Annotated in this window: 16 protein-coding genes and 1 tRNA gene; 9 read left to right on the forward strand and 8 right to left on the reverse strand. The window is 65.5% G+C overall.

What is annotated here, in order from left to right; translation table 11 throughout:
• Positions 1 to 206: 206 nt before the first annotated feature.
• On the reverse strand, positions 207 to 1,889 hold the full coding sequence (locus DCM80_RS08205; protein ID WP_257196514.1) for a methyl-accepting chemotaxis protein: 1,683 nt from the start codon (positions 1,887 to 1,889) through the stop codon (positions 207 to 209).
• Positions 1,890 to 2,172: 283 nt separating this feature from the next.
• Between DCM80_RS08205 and DCM80_RS08210 the strand changes: the two genes are divergently transcribed.
• Positions 2,173 to 2,673 carry a hypothetical protein gene (locus DCM80_RS08210; RefSeq protein ID WP_257196515.1) on the forward strand — a complete coding sequence of 167 codons (501 nt, stop codon included), beginning with the start codon at positions 2,173 to 2,175 and terminating at the stop codon, positions 2,671 to 2,673.
• Positions 2,674 to 2,684: 11 nt separating this feature from the next.
• Complete coding sequence (locus DCM80_RS08215) at positions 2,685 to 3,158, forward strand: hypothetical protein (protein WP_257196516.1); 474 nt, start codon at positions 2,685 to 2,687, stop codon at positions 3,156 to 3,158.
• Between the two features lie 73 nt (positions 3,159 to 3,231).
• Here the strand turns inward: DCM80_RS08215 and DCM80_RS08220 are convergent, their stop codons facing one another.
• Both DCM80_RS08220 and DCM80_RS08225 read right to left on the reverse strand, forming a co-directional pair.
• A complete protein-coding gene (locus DCM80_RS08220; protein WP_257196517.1) occupies positions 3,232 to 4,161 on the reverse strand; it encodes a GTP-binding protein in 930 nt (309 codons plus the stop codon).
• 3 nt (positions 4,162 to 4,164) lie between these two features.
• Positions 4,165 to 5,655: an amidohydrolase family protein gene (locus tag DCM80_RS08225; protein WP_257196518.1), complete on the reverse strand. Its 1,491-nt coding sequence runs from the start codon at positions 5,653 to 5,655 to the stop codon at positions 4,165 to 4,167.
• A gap of 848 nt (positions 5,656 to 6,503) precedes the next feature.
• Here DCM80_RS08225 and DCM80_RS08230 point away from each other — a divergent pair.
• The 4 genes from DCM80_RS08230 (at position 6,504) to DCM80_RS08245 (ending at position 8,737) form a co-directional block, all read left to right on the forward strand.
• The gene (locus tag DCM80_RS08230) at positions 6,504 to 6,788 is read left to right on the forward strand and encodes a type II toxin-antitoxin system RelE/ParE family toxin (RefSeq protein WP_257196519.1); all 285 of its coding nucleotides are present in this window, start codon (positions 6,504 to 6,506) and stop codon (positions 6,786 to 6,788) included.
• A gap of 40 nt (positions 6,789 to 6,828) precedes the next feature.
• Complete coding sequence (locus tag DCM80_RS08235) at positions 6,829 to 7,125, forward strand: HigA family addiction module antitoxin (protein WP_257196521.1); 297 nt, start codon at positions 6,829 to 6,831, stop codon at positions 7,123 to 7,125.
• Positions 7,126 to 7,160: 35 nt separating this feature from the next.
• The gene (locus DCM80_RS08240; protein ID WP_257196522.1) at positions 7,161 to 7,595 is read left to right on the forward strand and encodes a hypothetical protein; all 435 of its coding nucleotides are present in this window, start codon (positions 7,161 to 7,163) and stop codon (positions 7,593 to 7,595) included.
• Positions 7,596 to 7,753: 158 nt separating this feature from the next.
• Positions 7,754 to 8,737 (forward strand): alpha/beta hydrolase, encoded by a 984-nt coding sequence (locus DCM80_RS08245; protein WP_257196523.1) that lies wholly within the window; start codon positions 7,754 to 7,756, stop codon positions 8,735 to 8,737.
• A gap of 22 nt (positions 8,738 to 8,759) precedes the next feature.
• On the opposite strand, the gene DCM80_RS08250 is transcribed toward DCM80_RS08245, so the two are convergent.
• The 3 genes from DCM80_RS08250 to DCM80_RS08260 form a co-directional block, all read right to left on the reverse strand.
• Positions 8,760 to 10,577, reverse strand: coding sequence for a DEAD/DEAH box helicase (locus tag DCM80_RS08250; RefSeq protein WP_257196524.1), 1,818 nt, complete (start codon positions 10,575 to 10,577; stop codon positions 8,760 to 8,762).
• A gap of 107 nt (positions 10,578 to 10,684) precedes the next feature.
• Positions 10,685 to 10,759, reverse strand: a tRNA-Glu gene (locus DCM80_RS08255).
• A 57-nt stretch (positions 10,760 to 10,816) separates the two neighbouring features.
• Positions 10,817 to 11,161, reverse strand: coding sequence for a hypothetical protein (locus tag DCM80_RS08260; protein ID WP_028134502.1), 345 nt, complete (start codon positions 11,159 to 11,161; stop codon positions 10,817 to 10,819).
• Between DCM80_RS08260 and DCM80_RS08265 the strand changes: the two genes are divergently transcribed.
• From DCM80_RS08265 to DCM80_RS08275, 3 genes are all read left to right on the forward strand, one after another.
• The gene (locus DCM80_RS08265) at positions 11,052 to 12,182 is read left to right on the forward strand and encodes an RluA family pseudouridine synthase (RefSeq protein WP_373569410.1); all 1,131 of its coding nucleotides are present in this window, start codon (positions 11,052 to 11,054) and stop codon (positions 12,180 to 12,182) included. The two genes, DCM80_RS08260 and DCM80_RS08265, sit on opposite strands and share 110 nt — an antisense overlap.
• Before the next feature lie 216 nt (positions 12,183 to 12,398).
• The gene (gene rpoH, locus DCM80_RS08270) at positions 12,399 to 13,298 is read left to right on the forward strand and encodes an RNA polymerase sigma factor RpoH (RefSeq protein WP_257196526.1); all 900 of its coding nucleotides are present in this window, start codon (positions 12,399 to 12,401) and stop codon (positions 13,296 to 13,298) included.
• A 229-nt stretch (positions 13,299 to 13,527) separates the two neighbouring features.
• Entirely contained in the window at positions 13,528 to 13,869 is a 342-nt protein-coding gene (locus DCM80_RS08275) for a hypothetical protein (RefSeq protein WP_257196527.1), read from the forward strand.
• A 144-nt stretch (positions 13,870 to 14,013) separates the two neighbouring features.
• Here DCM80_RS08275 and DCM80_RS08280 read toward each other — a convergent pair whose 3' ends face one another.
• Positions 14,014 to 14,640, reverse strand: coding sequence for a peptidoglycan recognition family protein (locus tag DCM80_RS08280; protein ID WP_257196528.1), 627 nt, complete (start codon positions 14,638 to 14,640; stop codon positions 14,014 to 14,016).
• Positions 14,641 to 14,675: 35 nt separating this feature from the next.
• A complete protein-coding gene (locus tag DCM80_RS08285) occupies positions 14,676 to 15,893 on the reverse strand; it encodes a GGDEF domain-containing protein (protein WP_257196529.1) in 1,218 nt (405 codons plus the stop codon).
• Positions 15,894 to 16,143 lie beyond the last annotated feature (250 nt).

Consider the following 16,143-nt stretch of genomic DNA (forward strand, 5'->3'; position numbering starts at 1 on the left):
GCAAGGTGGCGAGGTCGTCGTTCTCGTCGCAGCCCGCGTTCATGACGTACTTCCCGTGTTGCTTTTCTTTTCGCGATGGCACGCAGGTGCCGTCGATCGACGTCGTTACACGTCGAGCACGGCAGAGGTCATGTCAAGAAAAACAGCACCGGCGTCGCGGCCGATGCCGCGGCGCGGAAATATCAGGCGCCACGCAGTACGTTTCGCTACGCCGCGCGTACGCCCGCGACGAAGGTGCTGACCTCGTTTTCCAGGGATTGCAGCTTCTGCGTCAGCCGCCCGCTTGATTGCAGCACGAGGCCGGCGGCCTGGCCGGTCGCCGCGGTGGCGTCGGTGACGCCGGAGATGTTCTGCGAGACCTGGTCGGTGCCGGACGCGGCTTCCTGCACGCTGTGGGCGATGGCCTGCGTGGCGGCACCCTGCTCCTCGACGGCGGCGGCGATCGACGAGGAGATCTCGTTGACCTCCATGATGGTGGCGCGGATGCTTTCGATGTTGCCGACGACCTGATTGGTTTCGGCCTGGATCGCGGTGATCTGCGCGCCGATCTCGTCGGTTGCCTTCGCGGTCTGGCTCGCCAGCGATTTTACTTCACTCGCGACCACCGCAAAACCCTTGCCGGCCTCGCCCGCCCGTGCCGCCTCGATGGTGGCGTTGAGCGCGAGCAGATTGGTCTGCGAGGCGATCTGGTTGATGAGGTCGATGACCTCGCCGATCTTGTGCGCGGCCGCGGCCAGCCCCTGCACCGTGTCGTTGGTGCGCTGCCCGTCGGCGGCAGCCTTGTCGGCCACTGAGGCGGCCTGCGCGACGCGCTGGCTGATCTCCGAGATCGAGGACGACAGCTCACCGGCGGCGGAGGCCACGGTCTGCACGTTGCTCGACGCCTGCTGGCAGGCGGATGCGACGAAGCTGGCGCGGTCGCTCGCTTTGTTCGCGGTCTCCGACATGCCCTGCGCGGCCTGCTGCATCGCGCGCGCCTCGTTGAAGACGTCGCGGACGACGGCCTGGACGCTCGCCTCGAACTTGCCGGCGAGGTCGGTCATCGCCTTGCGCTTCTCGTCATCGGCTTTCCGCTTCATCTCTTCCTGTTCGGCATGCATCTGGCGAACGGCCGACGCATTGTCCTTGAACACGGCGAGTGCCTTGGCGAGGCCGCCGACCTCGTCGCGACGATCGATGTAGGGCACCTCGAAGGCGCTGTCGCCGGCGGCCAGGCGCTCGGTCAACGCGGTGATCCGGGCCAGCGGTCCGGTGACGCTGCGTCCGATCAGGAAGGAGGCTGCAAGCACCACGACCAGCACCGCCAGGCAGACATAGCCGAAAGTCATCGCGTTCTGGCGGAACGCCGTGTCGACATCGTCGAGATAGATGCCGGTGCCGATGATCCAGCCCCAGGGCGCAAAGCCCTTCACATAGGAGATTTTCCCGACCGGCTGGTCGAAGCCGGGCTTGGGCCAGAGATAGCCGTAGAAGCCCGCGCCCTGCTTCTTGACCACGTCGACGAAGCCCAGGAACAGGGCGTTGCCGGCGGGATCCTTCATGCCGGACAGATCCTTGCCGTCGAGCTCCGGCTTGATCGGATGCATGACCATCTTGGGGGTCATGTCGTTGATCCAGAAGTATTCGACCTTGTCGTAACGCAAGCTCTTGATCTCGGCCGTTGCGGCGGCCTGGGCCTGCTCGCGCGGCAGTTTCCCTTCGCTCTCGAGCTTCTGATAATGGGCGAGAATGCCGTAGCCGACGTCGACCATCTGCTGCGTCTTGGCCTGGCGATCGGCCACCATCTGGGTGCGCAGGGTCGACAGCGCGATCGGTGCCAGCGCGATCATGCCAAGCAGGCTGATGCCGACAATGAGGACCAGCTTGAAACTGATGCGGGAGAAAATCATCGGGGCTCGCAAAATTGGCGGTACAGATATGCCAATTTATCCCGTCCCCCTTAGCAAAGCCTTAAGCATTTCGGTTCCGCCAGCGGCCGCCGCGGGCCGCGGCCGCGCATCGCTTCCGTCGTCCGACGTCATGGCCCCCGCATTTGAATGTAAACCTCTTCAAATCTAGAACACCTCGATATCGGCCTTCCGCGCGTTGACTTGGCGGGGGCTCTGGCAGAACCATCGATGCAGACAACCAGCGCCAGCCGTGGCGTGAGAGCAGCCAAGGGCCAGAGGCTCCATGCATCCATCGACATCACCAAGGGCTCTCGACCTGCCCGCCCTGAGCGCGGCGGAACGGCTCTTCCTCTGGGGATTCCGGGCCAAGGCCCGCAGCGGAGGTGCCGTTCCGACCGCCACCGACATCCAGGAGGTGTACGACCATTTTCGCGTGGGCGATGCCGTGGCCTCGCTGGAATCCATCATCGAGATATTCGCCTGCACGGCCCATACGGCCATCGAGGTGCATTGCCCGACCTGCCCGCGCGTGTCGGACAGCGAGCGGCATATCCTACATGCCATCGCCGCGGCACAACAGGAACGCATCGACGTCGTGCGCGAGCGGTTCGAGAGCTGGCTGCCGCCGGTCGGCGCCGATTGGGCCCTGGCGCCCGTACAGGGGCTCGCGACCATCTTCCGCATGGCCGGCCTCATCCTGCCCGACCGCCAGGTGAGGTCTTTCGACCATGACCGCACCATGGCGATGAAGAGCTGGCTGGTCGGAAGCCCGACGCTGCACTGACGAGATCGTTCATGAGCTCCGATATTTGCGGTTCTGCGACGGCCCCGGACGCCGGCCAGCCGCGGCTCTGCCCGCTCCAGACCGCGCTTGCAATGCGTCCCTGCGTCGAAAGCTGCGACGAGTTCTGCCGCGTCGCGCTGTCGTTGTTCCGGTTCATCGGGGCGGCCTATACGACCGGCGCGTCCGATTGCTGGGAAGCGGCCTATCGCTTTGCCGACGAGGCGCCGGGCGTCTCCGACAGTCCGCTGCTGGTGGCACGCGCTGCCGCGCTGGTCCGAATCCTGCGCAGCGGCCGGCCATGCGAGTTGTGCTTCATGCCGCCGTCCTGCCGGCGGCTGTCGAAGGACGAGGCCGGATTGATGCAATTGCTGGCAGTCGCGCGACGCAAGCAGCCGGGCGAGCTCGAATCCATCGTCTGCCAGCTGGTCGGCTCCGGCAAGGAAGACGCGGCGACACGGGCGGTCAACGCGCTTGCCCTGTGCTGAGGCCTCGACGGGCCCTGGACGCACATTCTCGGCCTGCATCGAGTCATCCGAATCCTGATCCGCGTTCAGAGCCTTACTCGTTCGCAACGCATGCTGCCATGATGCTGTCGAGCTCGGCGCGCGAGAGCACCCCGAGCTCGACGATGAAGACGATCCGCGCGCGCGGAACGTTCGGCGCGGGCGCATTGCCGGGGGCCAGCGTGGCGCGGCCGCCGGCGAATTGAAACACCATCTGGCGGCCGGGCTGCTCGACCGTCTCGAACAGGCCTTTCGCGCGCGCCAGCTTCGGCGCCAGCGTGGCGATCGCTTGCTGCAGGCGCGGCAGCGAGAGCGGACGGTCGGAGGTCCAGCTCAGCGTCTCGAAACGGTCCTCCGCCGGCCGTTTCGGCCCGGGGCTGCGCGGCGCGGGCGCGCGATCGACATGCGCGGGAAACAGCAACGCGGACGGAATTGCGCCGTGTGGTGCATCCACGACCACCGCGGGAACGCGTTGCGCGCGGATGGCGGCGCGCATCCGTGTCGCCGCGCCCTCGTCCGCCAGATCGAGCTTGCTGAGCGCCACGATGTCGGCGACGCGCAATTGCGAGCGCTGGAGGGCATCGTCGAGGGCGGCCGGCGGTGTGCCGGCGTCGATCACGCACAGCACCGTCTCCAGCAGCGCCTCGCGCAGGATCACCGGATCCATCAGATTGCGGACGATATCGGCGGGATCGGCGACGCCGCTGGTCTCGATCACGATATAGTCGGGCTTCGGATCGCGCCGCAGCAGCGTCGAGAGCGTGCGCAGGAGATCGCCTTCCAGCGAGCAGCAGATGCAGCCATTGGCGAGGCTGACCACGCCGTCGCTGGCGCCCGCGATCAGCTCCGCATCGATGTTGATGGCGCCGAAATCGTTGACGACAGCGGCAATGCGTCGTCCTTGCGCATGCGCCAGCAGATGGTTCACGACAGTGGTCTTGCCCGCCCCCAGAAAGCCCGTGACCAGCAGAATGGGGACCGGCATGGGTCAGCCCTCGACGACGGGGCGGCGCACCGGTTTGCCCGGCCGCGCCGCGACGTCGAGAATGCCGTCGCTGATCAGCACCTCGCCGCTGACGATCAGGTGCCGCACGCCGTCGGAGGGACGGTTCATCGCCGTGAAGGTGGCGCGGTCCGAGAGCTTCTCGTAATCGAACACGACGATGTCGGCATCGGCATCTCTAGCAAGCCGGCCCTTGCTGCGCATCGCCGGCGTGCTCTGGGACAAGATCTCGGCCGGGATCAGCGCGCATTTGCGCACGCCCTCCAGCAGCGACACCGTCTTGCGCTCGCGCACCCATTCGCGGATGAATTTCGTGAAGCAGCCGGCCGAGCGCGGATGCGAGGTCGCATCGTCAGGCAGCGGCCAGGCATCGCCGGTGTAGGTCTTGCCGTCAGAGGTCGTCCACGGCATCGCGTCGGAGGCGATGGCGCCGCCAGGATAGAGCACCGACATGTCGAGCAGGTCGCGGTGATGCGCATTGTGCTCGGTGTCGAGGATATGCCAGAGCACCAGCGCGGACGGCTCCTCGGCCTGCGCCTTCAGCAGCTCCTCGCGGTCGTGGAAGCGATAGCCGTCGGTCACGCGCTGCACGGAATCGTAGCCGGTGCCGTTGCGCTCGACGAATTCGGGGTCGCTGAAGAAGGCGGCGGCCAGCACGGTCGATCCGGTGCCGTAAGGATAGGCCTCGACCGTGATCGGCAGGCCCTGTCCCTGCGCCTTTTCGATCAGCGCGCGGCAGCGCTCCACGTCGGTCTTGCTCGACGAGTTGAAATGGCAGATGTGCATGTGCGCGCCGGTGGCGCCGGCATAGCCGATCAGGCGGATATAGGCTTCCACCGCGCTCTCGGGGTCGATCCGCGACATGAAGGCGACGTGGGTGAAGGTCGGCACGTTCCTGGCCGCGGCCAGCTGGCAGACCGCGGTCAGCTCCTGCACGCCGGCGCCCGGCGCGTAAGCATTGAGGATGCCGATACCGATGCCGCCTTCGTTGAGCCCTCGCCCGAGTCGCTCGAGAATGCCCGAGACCTCGGCGTCGGTCGCGACATTGTCCATCCAGCGGCGGTCGCGCATGGCATTGCCGAACGCCTCCAGCGAACTCTCGGCATTGGAGCCGGTCATCGCGCCGATCCGGGCGAAGGCCCAGTTGGTGGCGGCGCCGTAGTTCAGCACGCGGCCTTTCCTCGCTTGCCGCTCATACCAGGATCCGACCGGCAGCACGCCGGCCTCGAGATCGAGCGTGGTCGTGACGCCGTCGAACGCCTGCATGCGATCGGCCGGGATCGACTGGCCGTGCGCGTGCAGATCGATGAAGCCGGGCGCGACCACGAGTCCGGTCGCGTCGATCACCCGCTCGGCGCCGCCGAGCGATGCGCCGACGGCAGCGATCTTGCCATCCACCACCGCCACGTCGCCGACGGCGTCCATGCCGCTTGCGGGATCCACCACCCGGCCGCCAGAGATCACCACGCCGCTCATATCGTCATTCCTCCACCTCGAGATCGCATCAAGGCAGATTCCCTAAGCGTCGACCACCTCCACTGGAGCCGACGCAGCATGCTCATAGGGAAGATCACTTGATGGAGATTGTTTGGCTGAGATCACTCGAGGGAGAGCACCTGACGGGCCAACCGCAGACATGCGCTTGCATCCTCGCGGCATGATTGCCCGAGCTGTGCTCCTCTTCACACCCTCTCGAAGGAAAGGGCGCAGGGAAGGCCGCCGGGCGCCGGCCGGCACCCGTAAAGACCCCCGTGCTGAACAGATGCACACGCAATGCACAGGGGAGACACAGGGCAACCGAAACCAGGCCTTCCCTGCGCGATGGTTTGACGGCCTATGCCGCGCTCTCCCGGGAGCCGAACTTTCCTTCTGGCCTCCCTCGCCCCGCGAATTGGATGATGCAGCCTGCCCGGTTGGGCTCGCCGGCATCTCCGCGAAAGGCTTGACCGTAGCAACGACGGCCAGGACCACACGGTTTCGCCGTACGCAAGCAGCGCCGTTCGTCTTTGCGGGTCGCGCCTGCTCACGAGGTTGATCTCGCCCTGCACGCGCAAGCCCCGCCTTTAACGCCGCCCGCGTCCATCGCAACTCCCAGCCCGCGCTCGAAACGACGTACGACCGCCCCTTTGGTGGGCTGGGATGGCCGACACATACGACAAATCCGAATTTCGGTAAAGTGGAATATTTTTGCCGGGAGGAGTTGACAAGGAATTGGGGTGCTTTGCCCGACGGGGCCCCAGGCCGACCTGACGAAGGGCCGGAATTGGTATCCCAACAAGATACGAAAGTCTTGAAATACGTATCTCCACGGGATACGTATAACCATGATCAAGAGCTTCAGCGGGAAGTTCGCCGAAGCGATACTTCAGGGTCGAACGATCCCGAAGGGTTTTCCGTCAGACCTCGCAAGGATCGCGCGCCGAAAGCTCATTATGGTGGACGCCGCCGATTTTCTCGAAGCCCTCAGGTCGCCGCCCGGCAACCGTCTCGAAGCCCTCAAGGGCGAGCTGGCGGGCAAACACTCGATCCGCATCAACGATCGGTGGCGGATCGTGTTCAGATGGACGAACGCGGGCCCAGAGGACGTCGAGATCATGGACTATAATTAGTTCGACGGGCCAAGTGTTGCCAACCGAAAGGAGTTCGCAGATGGCACGGAAACTTCCGCCGATTCATCCCGGCGAAATCCTGCGCGAAGAATTTCTCGTTCCGCTTAAGCTGACACCCTACGCGGTCGCCGCCGCGCTGAACGTGCCGCGCACGCGGATCGAGCGCATTGCGCGCGAAGAAAAGCCCGTCACGGCCGACACCGCGCTGCGGCTGGGAAAATTCTTCAAGACGGGTGCGGCGTTCTGGATGAATATTCAAACCCGCTTCGACCTCGAAACGGCGGAAGACGCGCTCGCACCTCAGATCAAGAAGATCGCATCTTACGAGGCCGTTTGAAGGAACTGCAACTGCGATAAGATCGTGTGCACCCAATGCCCGTAGCATTCAAAGATGTCCTCCAGGCTTTCGAGTTCGCCGACGTCAGCGGCGGCATGGGGGAGTGCCACACCTTCGTCTGCAGGGAGACGGGAAAGATCTACTACCAATTCGACGACGACAGTCTGCAAGACCTAGAGGAAGACGAACTGCCTGACGATATCGAAGACGAGGCCAAGTACTTACGGATCCCGAACTCTCGAGATTTCGACCTCGGCAAGCCTCTTGTGATCGCCTTTGTCCGCGAGCTGCTGCCCGATGATTTGGACGAGGTTCGTTATTTCTTCAGCAAACGCGGCGCCTACCAGAAGTTCAAGGCCCTTCTGTCACGACGAAGAGCGATCGGTGCCTGGCATGATTACCGGAACAAGGCGACGGAGCGGGCATTGCGCGATTGGTGCGAGGTCCATTCCATCGAGATCGTCGACTGACCTTGGCATTCACCTGAAAGCTACAAGGCAAGCGACGCGGCTCCGCCGCTATCTCGCCCCCATTGTCATTCAGAGAGCAGATGGGGCGGCGCCGTCGGGGGCAAAGTTCCCATGGGTTCCTTGTGATAAGTCGACGTCCTCTACAAACAAATCCTTCCATGTCGCGCCGCGCTTTGCTCGGCGCACTGATGTCCGCAGGCAGCGCGCTCGCGCTCGGCGGCTGCGCTGGCCTCGGCGCGACCGGCGCGCGCTACGACGCCTCGTCGCTCTCGGTCGATCCCACCCTGCTCGTCGCCACCACGCGCAAGCCCGTGAACGGGGCGCGCAGCAAACCCTGGTTCGGTCCGGAGCGCGCAACCAGCATGACCGTGGCGCGGGCCAAGCTGGTGGCGCCCGACGAGAGCCGCCTGTCGCTTGCCTCGGTCGGACTTGGCGGTTGGCGTCTCGATCGGATCGAACCTGTGCCGGCCGACGCCGGCGACCTCGCCGCGCAGGCCGGCGGAGGCGACGTGCTGATCTATGTGCACGGCTTCAAGCAGACGTTCGAGACGGCGGTGCTGGACGGCGCCTATCTCTCCGATGCCATCAGGTTCCGCGGCCGCACCATGGTGTTCGCCTGGCCCTCCAAGGCCGGGCTATTCGACTACGCCTATGACCGCGACAGCGCGATGTGGTCGCGCGACGATTTCGAGCGGGTGCTCTCTGCGCTGGTGTCGGCGCCGGGGACGGGCCGCGTGCACATCGTTGCGCACAGCATGGGAACCATGCTGACGTTGGAGAGCCTGCGCCAGCTCCATGCGCGATACGGCGAGACGGTGACGGGCAAGATCGGCGCGGTGGTGTTTGCCGCCCCCGACATCGACATGGACGTGTTCTCGTCGGCGGTCCAGCGCATCGGCCCGCTGGCGGGCAAGATCACCGTGATCGCCGCGACCAACGATCGCGCTTTGGCGCTGTCAGGCCAGCTCGCCGGCGGCATGACCCGCGTCGGCGCCGCCGAGAAGGCCGCCATCGCCCGCCTCGGCGTCCGCGTGGTCGACGCCTCGGCGGAAGGCTGGGGCATCGTCAACCACGACCTGTTCCTGTCGAACGGGCAAGTGCAGCAGGTGATCCGGCGCTCGATTGACGGGACGACGGCGTAACAGAGAGGCTGAAGGCGTCAGTCTAAGCGATCAAACGCTGCACCAACGCCGTTTCACTCGAGTACGTCAGCAGCGCCTCGTGCGTCGCGCGGGTCACACCGACATAGGTCAGTCGCACGCACTCCTCGACGGTCTCGCCATGGCGGCCGAGCAGGCCGAGGCCGGCAATGGCGACGCAGGGAAACTCGAGACCCTTGGCGGAATGCATGCTCAGGAATCGCACGGCCACGCGCTTGACCGAGACCCGGTTGCGGTTGTCCTTGGCCATGTCGATCGGCACGCCATGCTTGGCCAGGATCTGTGCGACCCGCCCACCGATCCAGTGCTCGGGGTAGAGGCACGCCATCTGCGACCACTCGTAGCCGGCCTTTTTCCGGTCCAGAAACCACTCGGCGACGCAGTGCGCTTCCGCATCGATGCTCACGCATCGCCGCACGTCCGGCTCCAGCCCCTGCCGGCCGGCATCTTCGGGCAGCAGGATGGCGTGCTCGTCATCGGCTGTCGTGCCGGGAGCGCCAATGACGTCCGCAGCGAAGCGTCTCGCGAAGGCGACGATTTGCGCAGTGTTGCGGTAGTTGACCTTCAGCACGGTGGTTCTGCCCTTGGCCTCGATTCCGAGCTGGCTCCACACCGGGCGTTCGCGCCCTTTGTAGATCGCCTGGATGTCGTCGTAGACGACCATCAGCGCCCTGGTGCGTGGGTTCACCATCTTGGCCGCCAGCGCGAGCCAACGCGGCTCGAAATCGTGTGCCTCGTCGATGAGGACGGCGTCATATTGCTCCGGCGGGATGTGGCCCTGATCGACCGCGTTCACGACCGCGGCAACGCTGGCGGCCAGCCGCTCGGCGTAATCCGGATAGTCCCGCTCGGAGGGCGCGGGGATTCCGTAGGTCCGCAGCATCCGGTAACACCAGGAGTGAAAGGTGAGAACCTGAACGCGGTCCTCCACGCCCCTGCTCTGCATGGCATCTTCGAGCCGCCCCGCGATGCCATTGGCGTAGCACAGGATCAGCACCGGCTTGGCCGCCGCGCGCGCCAGATACTCGGCTCGAAACGCCAGGATCAGGGTCTTGCCCGATCCGGCGACGCCGCGAATGATGCGATGTCCCTCCCCGAGACTGCGCGCGAATTGCTCTTGATGCAGGTCCATGACCGCAAGCGTCCGGTCCGAAGGATCGGCCTTGGGCGCATCGTCCAGAGGCAGGGCGATCTGCCGGATGCGGATCTCGGGAAACAGCAGCGCACGCAGCCGGTCGAACTGCGGCATGGACAGCGGCTCTCCGAGACGCGGATAGACCATGCGCCATAACCTGGACCGGAATTCCTCGGGATCGACGCCCTCCGTCATTTCGTCCTTGAACACACAGAGCTGCTCGGGGAACACCTCCTTGAGGTCGGTCTGATCGAACTGCTTGCGCGTGATGTTCGTGAACACGGCACCATAGCCGAACGGCACAAGTGTGCGGCCCGCGAGGCGATGACCGGGCGGAAACAGCAGCTGCCCGTCCCGCTCCAGCGTGCGCAGAACCTCGAATGTGTATTTGCGCGCCTGCTCGAGCGGATTGCTCTCCCGCACGTTGCCGCGAGTCGTCAGCAGCTCGACCTGCGTCTTGTCCGCCGAGACGATCGTCTCCAGACGCCAGTCCTTCACCTCGAGCACGAGCAGGCCGTTCGCGGGATGGACGATGATGAAATCCGGATGCCGGTTGAGAGGGCCGACGGGGAGATTGTGCCAGACGACGGCGTTCTCTTCGAGAAAATCCTTGAGCCGTTCCGCGAGTCGAAGCTCCCCACGGCTGTCGAAGCGCGCGAAGCCAAGGCTCGGGATCAGGATTGCCATTGCACGACCAATGCGGACCGCCTCATTGGCTACGCAAGTAGCAGGCGGTTTTCCAGGCTGACATGGTTGCCCAGAGTGTGCAGGTTTTCAATGGCTTAGGATTTGACTGGCGCTCCCTAGGGGAATCGAACCCCTGTTTCAGCCTTGAGAGGGCCGCGTCCTAACCGCTAGACGAAGGGAGCGTGAGGGCTAGCCAATAGCCTCGAAATTTGTCCGCCGCAAGGACCCCGGCGCGCCTTTTACGGCTCATTGGCGAATTTCAGCCGTCCGGCGGGCTTCAGGGTATGGGCGTCGAAGGTCCGGATCTCGATCACCCCGCCGAGATCCAGCGTGACCACGAGGCGGTCGCCGGCAACCCCGGTCGAGACGATCCTGGCGCCCTTGGGCAGGGTGGCGGTGACGTCGCCGGCCGCCTCGGGCGCCCTTCCCTCCGACTTGAAAAGGCGGTAGCCCACCGCGATCAGCACGGCGCAGATCGCCAGCGCCGTGGTCAACCCCGCGATCAGCATCATCCGCCGCACCCGCGCGAACAGCGCGGCCTGCTCGGGGGTCGGTTCGGGAACAGCAGTGTCAGACGTCGTCATGGAAAGTCTTGGCCCCAAGGGTCTTGGTTCAGCGCAGAGGTTAGAGGTCGTGGTCGCCGGCGACGAAGGTTCGGCCCGGCTCGACCGCGTGCTGGCGGCGCGCCTGCCGGAGCTGTCGCGATCAAGGCTCAAGACCCTGATCCTGGCGGGCGCAGTGAGCCTGAAGGCGGCCCCGGTCCGCGACCCCGCTTATCACGTCGCATCCGGCGATACGATCACAATCGACGTGCCGGAGGCGGCGCCCGCCGAGCCCAAGGGCGAGCAGATCGCCCTCGACATCGTGTTCGAGGACGACGACATCATCGTGATCAACAAGCCGAAGGGACTGGTGGTGCATCCTGCCGCCGGCCACGAGACCGGCACGCTGGTCAACGCCCTGATCGCCCATTGCGGCGCCTCGCTGTCGGGCATCGGCGGGGTGCGCCGGCCCGGCATCGTGCACCGGCTCGACAAGGACACCACCGGGCTGATGGTGGTCGCCAAGAACGACATGGCCCACGCCTCGCTGTCGGCCCAGTTCGCCGATCACGGCCGCACCGGCGAGATGCGGCGCGGCTACATGGCCTTTGCCTGGGGCGTTCCCGGCCGGCACCGCGGCACCGTCGATGCGCCGATCGACCGCCATCCGCATGCGCGCGAGAAGATGGCGGTGCGCCAGGGCGGCCGCGAGGCGGTGACACATTGGGAGATCCTGGAGAGCTTTGCCGGGCGCGACGGCAAGCCCGTGGCCTCGCTGCTCGCCTGCGAGCTCGAGACCGGGCGCACCCACCAGATCCGCGTCCACCTCGCCCATATCGGCCATCCCCTGATGGGCGATGCGGTCTATGGCCCGCATTTCAAGACCAAGGCGAACCAGCTCGGCCCCGAGTCGCAGGCCGCCCTGTCCGCGCTCGGACGGCAGGCCCTACATGCTTACCTTCTGGTATTGGAGCACCCCAGGAGCGGAGAATTACTGCACTGGGAGGCGGCTCTACCAGAGGATTTGCTTCTCCTGCAAAGCACCCTGAAAGCGGCGCTATGACGCAGCCCTTTTAAGAAAGGCGTTACATTACAAAAAGTTATAGCGGCCACACGGGGACGTGACGTCAGCAATCCTTCCCTTTTTGCCCCCCTATGGAGTATATTGCGCCTGCGTTGGAATGACCGACGCGGAACATCGCAGCCCGACCGGCTTTGACACAGCGGTCGTCTGCCTGGCCCGCCGCTATCGGGGGCCTGAACCTTTGGAGGGCGCACCATGGCCCGTACCGCTGCTTTGCCGGTCCTCAATGGAGAATCCGGCCTATCTCGCTACCTCGCCGAGATCCGCAAATTCCCGATGCTGGAACCCCAGCAGGAATACATGCTCGCCAAGCGTTGGCGCGAGCATGACGATCGCGACGCGGCGCACCAACTCGTCACCAGCCATCTCCGGCTCGTGGCCAAGATCGCCATGGGCTATCGCGGCTACGGCCTGCCGATCTCCGAGGTCGTCTCGGAAGGCAATGTCGGCCTGATGCAGGCGGTGAAGCGTTTCGAACCCGAGAAGGGGTTCCGTCTCGCCACCTACGCCATGTGGTGGATCAAGGCGTCGATTCAAGAGTACATCCTGCGTTCCTGGTCGCTCGTGAAGATGGGCACCACCGCGAACCAGAAGAAGCTGTTCTTCAACCTGCGCAAGGCGAAGAGCAAGATCAACGCGCTGGACGAAGGCGATCTGCGCCCCGACCAGGTGAAGATCATTGCCAAGCGCCTCGGTGTCACCGATCAGGACGTGATCGACATGAACCGCCGCCTCGGCGGCGACGCGTCGCTCAACGCGCCGATCCGCGACGACGGCGAGGCCGGCGAATGGCAGGACTGGCTGGTCGACAACACGCCCAACCAGGAAGCCATGATGGCGGAGCACGAGGAGTATGATCACCGCCGTGAAGCGCTGAACGGCGCCATGGGCGTGCTCAACCCGCGCGAACGCCGCATCTTCGAGGCCCGCCGCCTCGCCGATGAGCCGATGACGCTGGAAGACCTTGCCGCCGAGTTCGGCGTGTCGCGCGAGCGCGTCCGCCAGATCGAGGTCCGCGCCTTCGAGAAGGTGCAGTCCGCGGTCAAGGGCACGATCGCAAGGGCCGAACAGGCCGCGTTGGAAGCCGCGCACTGAGCGGGGCTTCGGCCGCGAAGAGAGATTGGCGGATCGAAAGAGACAGAATGCCGGCGGTGACGCCGGCTTTTTGTTTTGGGTGTAAGCATCGTTCGGATGCGAAGCCAGCCCCCCGCTGTCCTGCCGCGGCTTGACCGGGCATCCAGCACGCCGCGGCCTGCCTTGAACCCGCGCTGCCGATCGACCGACCCAGAATGATCGGACCGATAGCAGCCAGTGGACAAGCGCCGTGTCGATCATCCTGCAATCCACCGTCGGCGGCTTCGAAGCCGAGTTCATGCGCAAGCTGCCGCTGGTCGAGCAGGCGATGCGCGAGCACGGCCTCGAGCCGTCGGAGTTCGTGATCTCGAAGGATTATGCCGGCACGGCGACGATCCCGCTGTTGGGCCCGTTCTTCTACAGCTACAGCGTGTTCTTCGGCGGGGAGCAGTTCACCGTCACCGAGCCGAACGACATGGTGTTCCTGGACTACCTCTTCAAGCGCGTGCTGGCCGCGGACGCGCCGCCGGAGCTGCCGCGCCGGCCGGGACTGATGACGCGGCTGTTCGGCTGGATGTCGCAGCCGGTGTGAGCTCCGCCGTCATTCCGGGGCGCGCCTATTGGCGCGAACCCGGAATCCATCAGGCCGCGGAGTTGGTGGATGAATGGATTCTCAGATGCGCAATCGCGCACCGAAGCTCGCGACTTCGTCGCGCCCCGGAATGACGCCCGCTGTCTACTCCCCCCACATCCGCGCCAGGGTCGCGAGCCAGCAGCCTTCGCAATAACGCGCGTCCTTGTAGTCGATCCAGTTGTGGGCATAGACGCGGTCGAGGGGGATGCCGTAGCGCGTGCGCAGCACCTTGACGAGGATCTTCCACGCCGCGACCTGCGCCTCGGTTGGGCCTGCGGCAACATCGGGATAATTGCCGGCGAACTCGACGCCGATCGAATTGTCGCGCACGACCTGGCGGTAGGTCGGGCCGTTGTCGATGTACTTGTTGTCGTTGCGGTTGGCGCCGTCGCCATGGGTCGGCACCAGGTTTTCGGCGACTGCCCAATAGACCGTGCCGTCGGTCTCGACCCACACCGTGACGCCGCGGCGGGTCGGGGCCTTTGCCTGCGCCAGCGCGCCGCCGCGCGCCGAGCCCGCCGGCCCCTCGGTCTGGTGCACAATGATGTTGCGCCAGGGTCTTGCGTCGCGGACCTCACCCCACGGCGCCAGCCAGACGATTCTGAGGCCGGGAATCTCGGGCGTGCCGGAGGCGCGCGCGAGTCTTGTCAGTTCGGCGTCCTCAGCGACCGCGGGGAAAATCAGGCAGAGAGCGGCGAGAGCGGCCGCGAACAGGCGGGCAATCATCATGCGGGGTCCAACGGCGGCCGCAATCTAGCATGGTCTCAGGCGAAATAGTGCGAGGCCTCGCGCGAGCCGGCCTGTTCGGGTGACAGCGGCGGCGCCGGATCGTAGACGGCAAAGTCGTTCTTGCCGTTCTTCTTGGCGGCGTAGAGGGCGTGGTCGGCATTGGCCATCAGGCGGTCCGGGAACGCGCCGATGCCGTGATCCCACTGCGCGACGCCGATCGAGATCGCGATCGGGATGTCGTTGCCGGTGCAGGCTTCGGCATCCTGGCGGCAGACCTCGAGCACGCGGCGAGCGATCATCGCGGCCTCGCGCAGGGACGAGGACGGCAGCACGACGCAGAACTCGTCGCCGCCGGTGCGGGCGAGCATGTCGCCGGGCCGCAGCCGCGTCTGCGCCATCAGGGTGAAGTGCTTCAGGCAGGCATCGCCGGCGGCATGGCCGTGGGTGTCGTTGATGGTCTTGAAGCCGTCGAGATCGATCACCAGCAGCGAGAACGGCTGGTGGCTGCGCTCGGAGCGGGCGCATTCCTCGGTCAGGCGCTGCAACAGATGCCGCCGGTTGGCGACGCCGGTGAGGTCGTCGAGCAGCGCGAGGTCGGCGACCTCGTTGCGCAGCCGCTCGATCGCCATCAGCAGGCAGGCGAAATTCCAGCCCATGGCCAGAAACACCAGCAGCAGGATCATGATGGACTGCAAGCCGTTGAAGTTGATCGCCGTGATGGCGCCGCCATAGCCGAGCAGCGCCGCGCCGGAGCGGACGGCGTGAATCGACAGCAGCAGAAATCCCACGATCGCAGCGAGCCGGGCGCCGGGGTTCTCCCGGCCGCTCTGCTCGCCGATCAGCAGCGGCAGCGTCATCAGGATCGGGGTCGACTGGGCCAGCGAGTAGATCACGACCCGCATCGGCATGTTGTCGGTGACGACCAGGAAGAACGCGAGCCCGGCGGTCGCGAGCAGCGAATTGACGATGGCGGCCGGCCAGGACACCGGCCGGTGATAGAACCGCGCCACGCCCATGCAGGCGAGCCAGGACGAAAAGATCATGATGCCGCCGCCGGCGATCAGCGGGAAGCGCGGGTCCATCACGTCGCGCAGCATCGAGATCGCCGCGCCTGATGCGGCCAGAAACGCGGCCGCCGTCCAGTACCGCGCCGCCTCGAATTTGGGATAGGCGCGCGCCACATAGGCCCAGACCATGCCCAGCGCCAGGAAGTTGATGACGATGACGGTCCAGAGTGTCGGCACGCTCAGCATGGCGACTCCGGGACGCGCATGGTCCCGCCCTCTTCGTTTGGCAAACGTCCGTACATTACCCCGCCCCCGTGTTCTTGCGGAGGATCATGCGCGCGACGCGCTTAATGGAGTCTCACCGCAATCGCGCAAACTCCGGCGTTGGTTTTGGATTGATGAATCCCGAAAGCGGCCTCCGGCATCGTTAATCGAGCCCTGCCGCGGACGCGCGGGCCGCGCCGCGGCGCGGCGTGAAGCGGATTCGCGCGGCAAA

The sequence above is a fragment of the Bradyrhizobium sp. WBOS08 genome, assembly GCF_024585125.1.
GTDB lineage: Bacteria > Pseudomonadota > Alphaproteobacteria > Rhizobiales > Xanthobacteraceae > Bradyrhizobium > Bradyrhizobium japonicum_B.

Bases quoted from the DNA above. Each gene is read 5' to 3' on its own strand.
- DCM80_RS08205 (WP_257196514.1), bottom strand. From the start codon at position 1,889: ATGATTTTCTCCCGCATCAGTTTCAAGCTGGTCCTCATTGTCGGCATC.
- DCM80_RS08210 (WP_257196515.1), top strand. From the start codon at position 2,173: ATGCATCCATCGACATCACCAAGGGCTCTCGACCTGCCCGCCCTGAGC.
- DCM80_RS08215 (WP_257196516.1), top strand. From the start codon at position 2,685: ATGAGCTCCGATATTTGCGGTTCTGCGACGGCCCCGGACGCCGGCCAG.
- DCM80_RS08220 (WP_257196517.1), bottom strand. From the start codon at position 4,161: ATGCCGGTCCCCATTCTGCTGGTCACGGGCTTTCTGGGGGCGGGCAAG.
- DCM80_RS08225 (WP_257196518.1), bottom strand. From the start codon at position 5,655: ATGAGCGGCGTGGTGATCTCTGGCGGCCGGGTGGTGGATCCCGCAAGC.
- DCM80_RS08230 (WP_257196519.1), top strand. From the start codon at position 6,504: ATGATCAAGAGCTTCAGCGGGAAGTTCGCCGAAGCGATACTTCAGGGT.
- DCM80_RS08235 (WP_257196521.1), top strand. From the start codon at position 6,829: ATGGCACGGAAACTTCCGCCGATTCATCCCGGCGAAATCCTGCGCGAA.
- DCM80_RS08240 (WP_257196522.1), top strand. From the start codon at position 7,161: ATGCCCGTAGCATTCAAAGATGTCCTCCAGGCTTTCGAGTTCGCCGAC.
- DCM80_RS08245 (WP_257196523.1), top strand. From the start codon at position 7,754: ATGTCGCGCCGCGCTTTGCTCGGCGCACTGATGTCCGCAGGCAGCGCG.
- DCM80_RS08250 (WP_257196524.1), bottom strand. From the start codon at position 10,577: ATGGCAATCCTGATCCCGAGCCTTGGCTTCGCGCGCTTCGACAGCCGT.
- DCM80_RS08260 (WP_028134502.1), bottom strand. From the start codon at position 11,161: ATGACGACGTCTGACACTGCTGTTCCCGAACCGACCCCCGAGCAGGCC.
- rpoH (WP_257196526.1), top strand. From the start codon at position 12,399: ATGGCCCGTACCGCTGCTTTGCCGGTCCTCAATGGAGAATCCGGCCTA.
- DCM80_RS08280 (WP_257196528.1), bottom strand. From the start codon at position 14,640: ATGATGATTGCCCGCCTGTTCGCGGCCGCTCTCGCCGCTCTCTGCCTG.
- DCM80_RS08285 (WP_257196529.1), bottom strand. From the start codon at position 15,893: ATGCTGAGCGTGCCGACACTCTGGACCGTCATCGTCATCAACTTCCTG.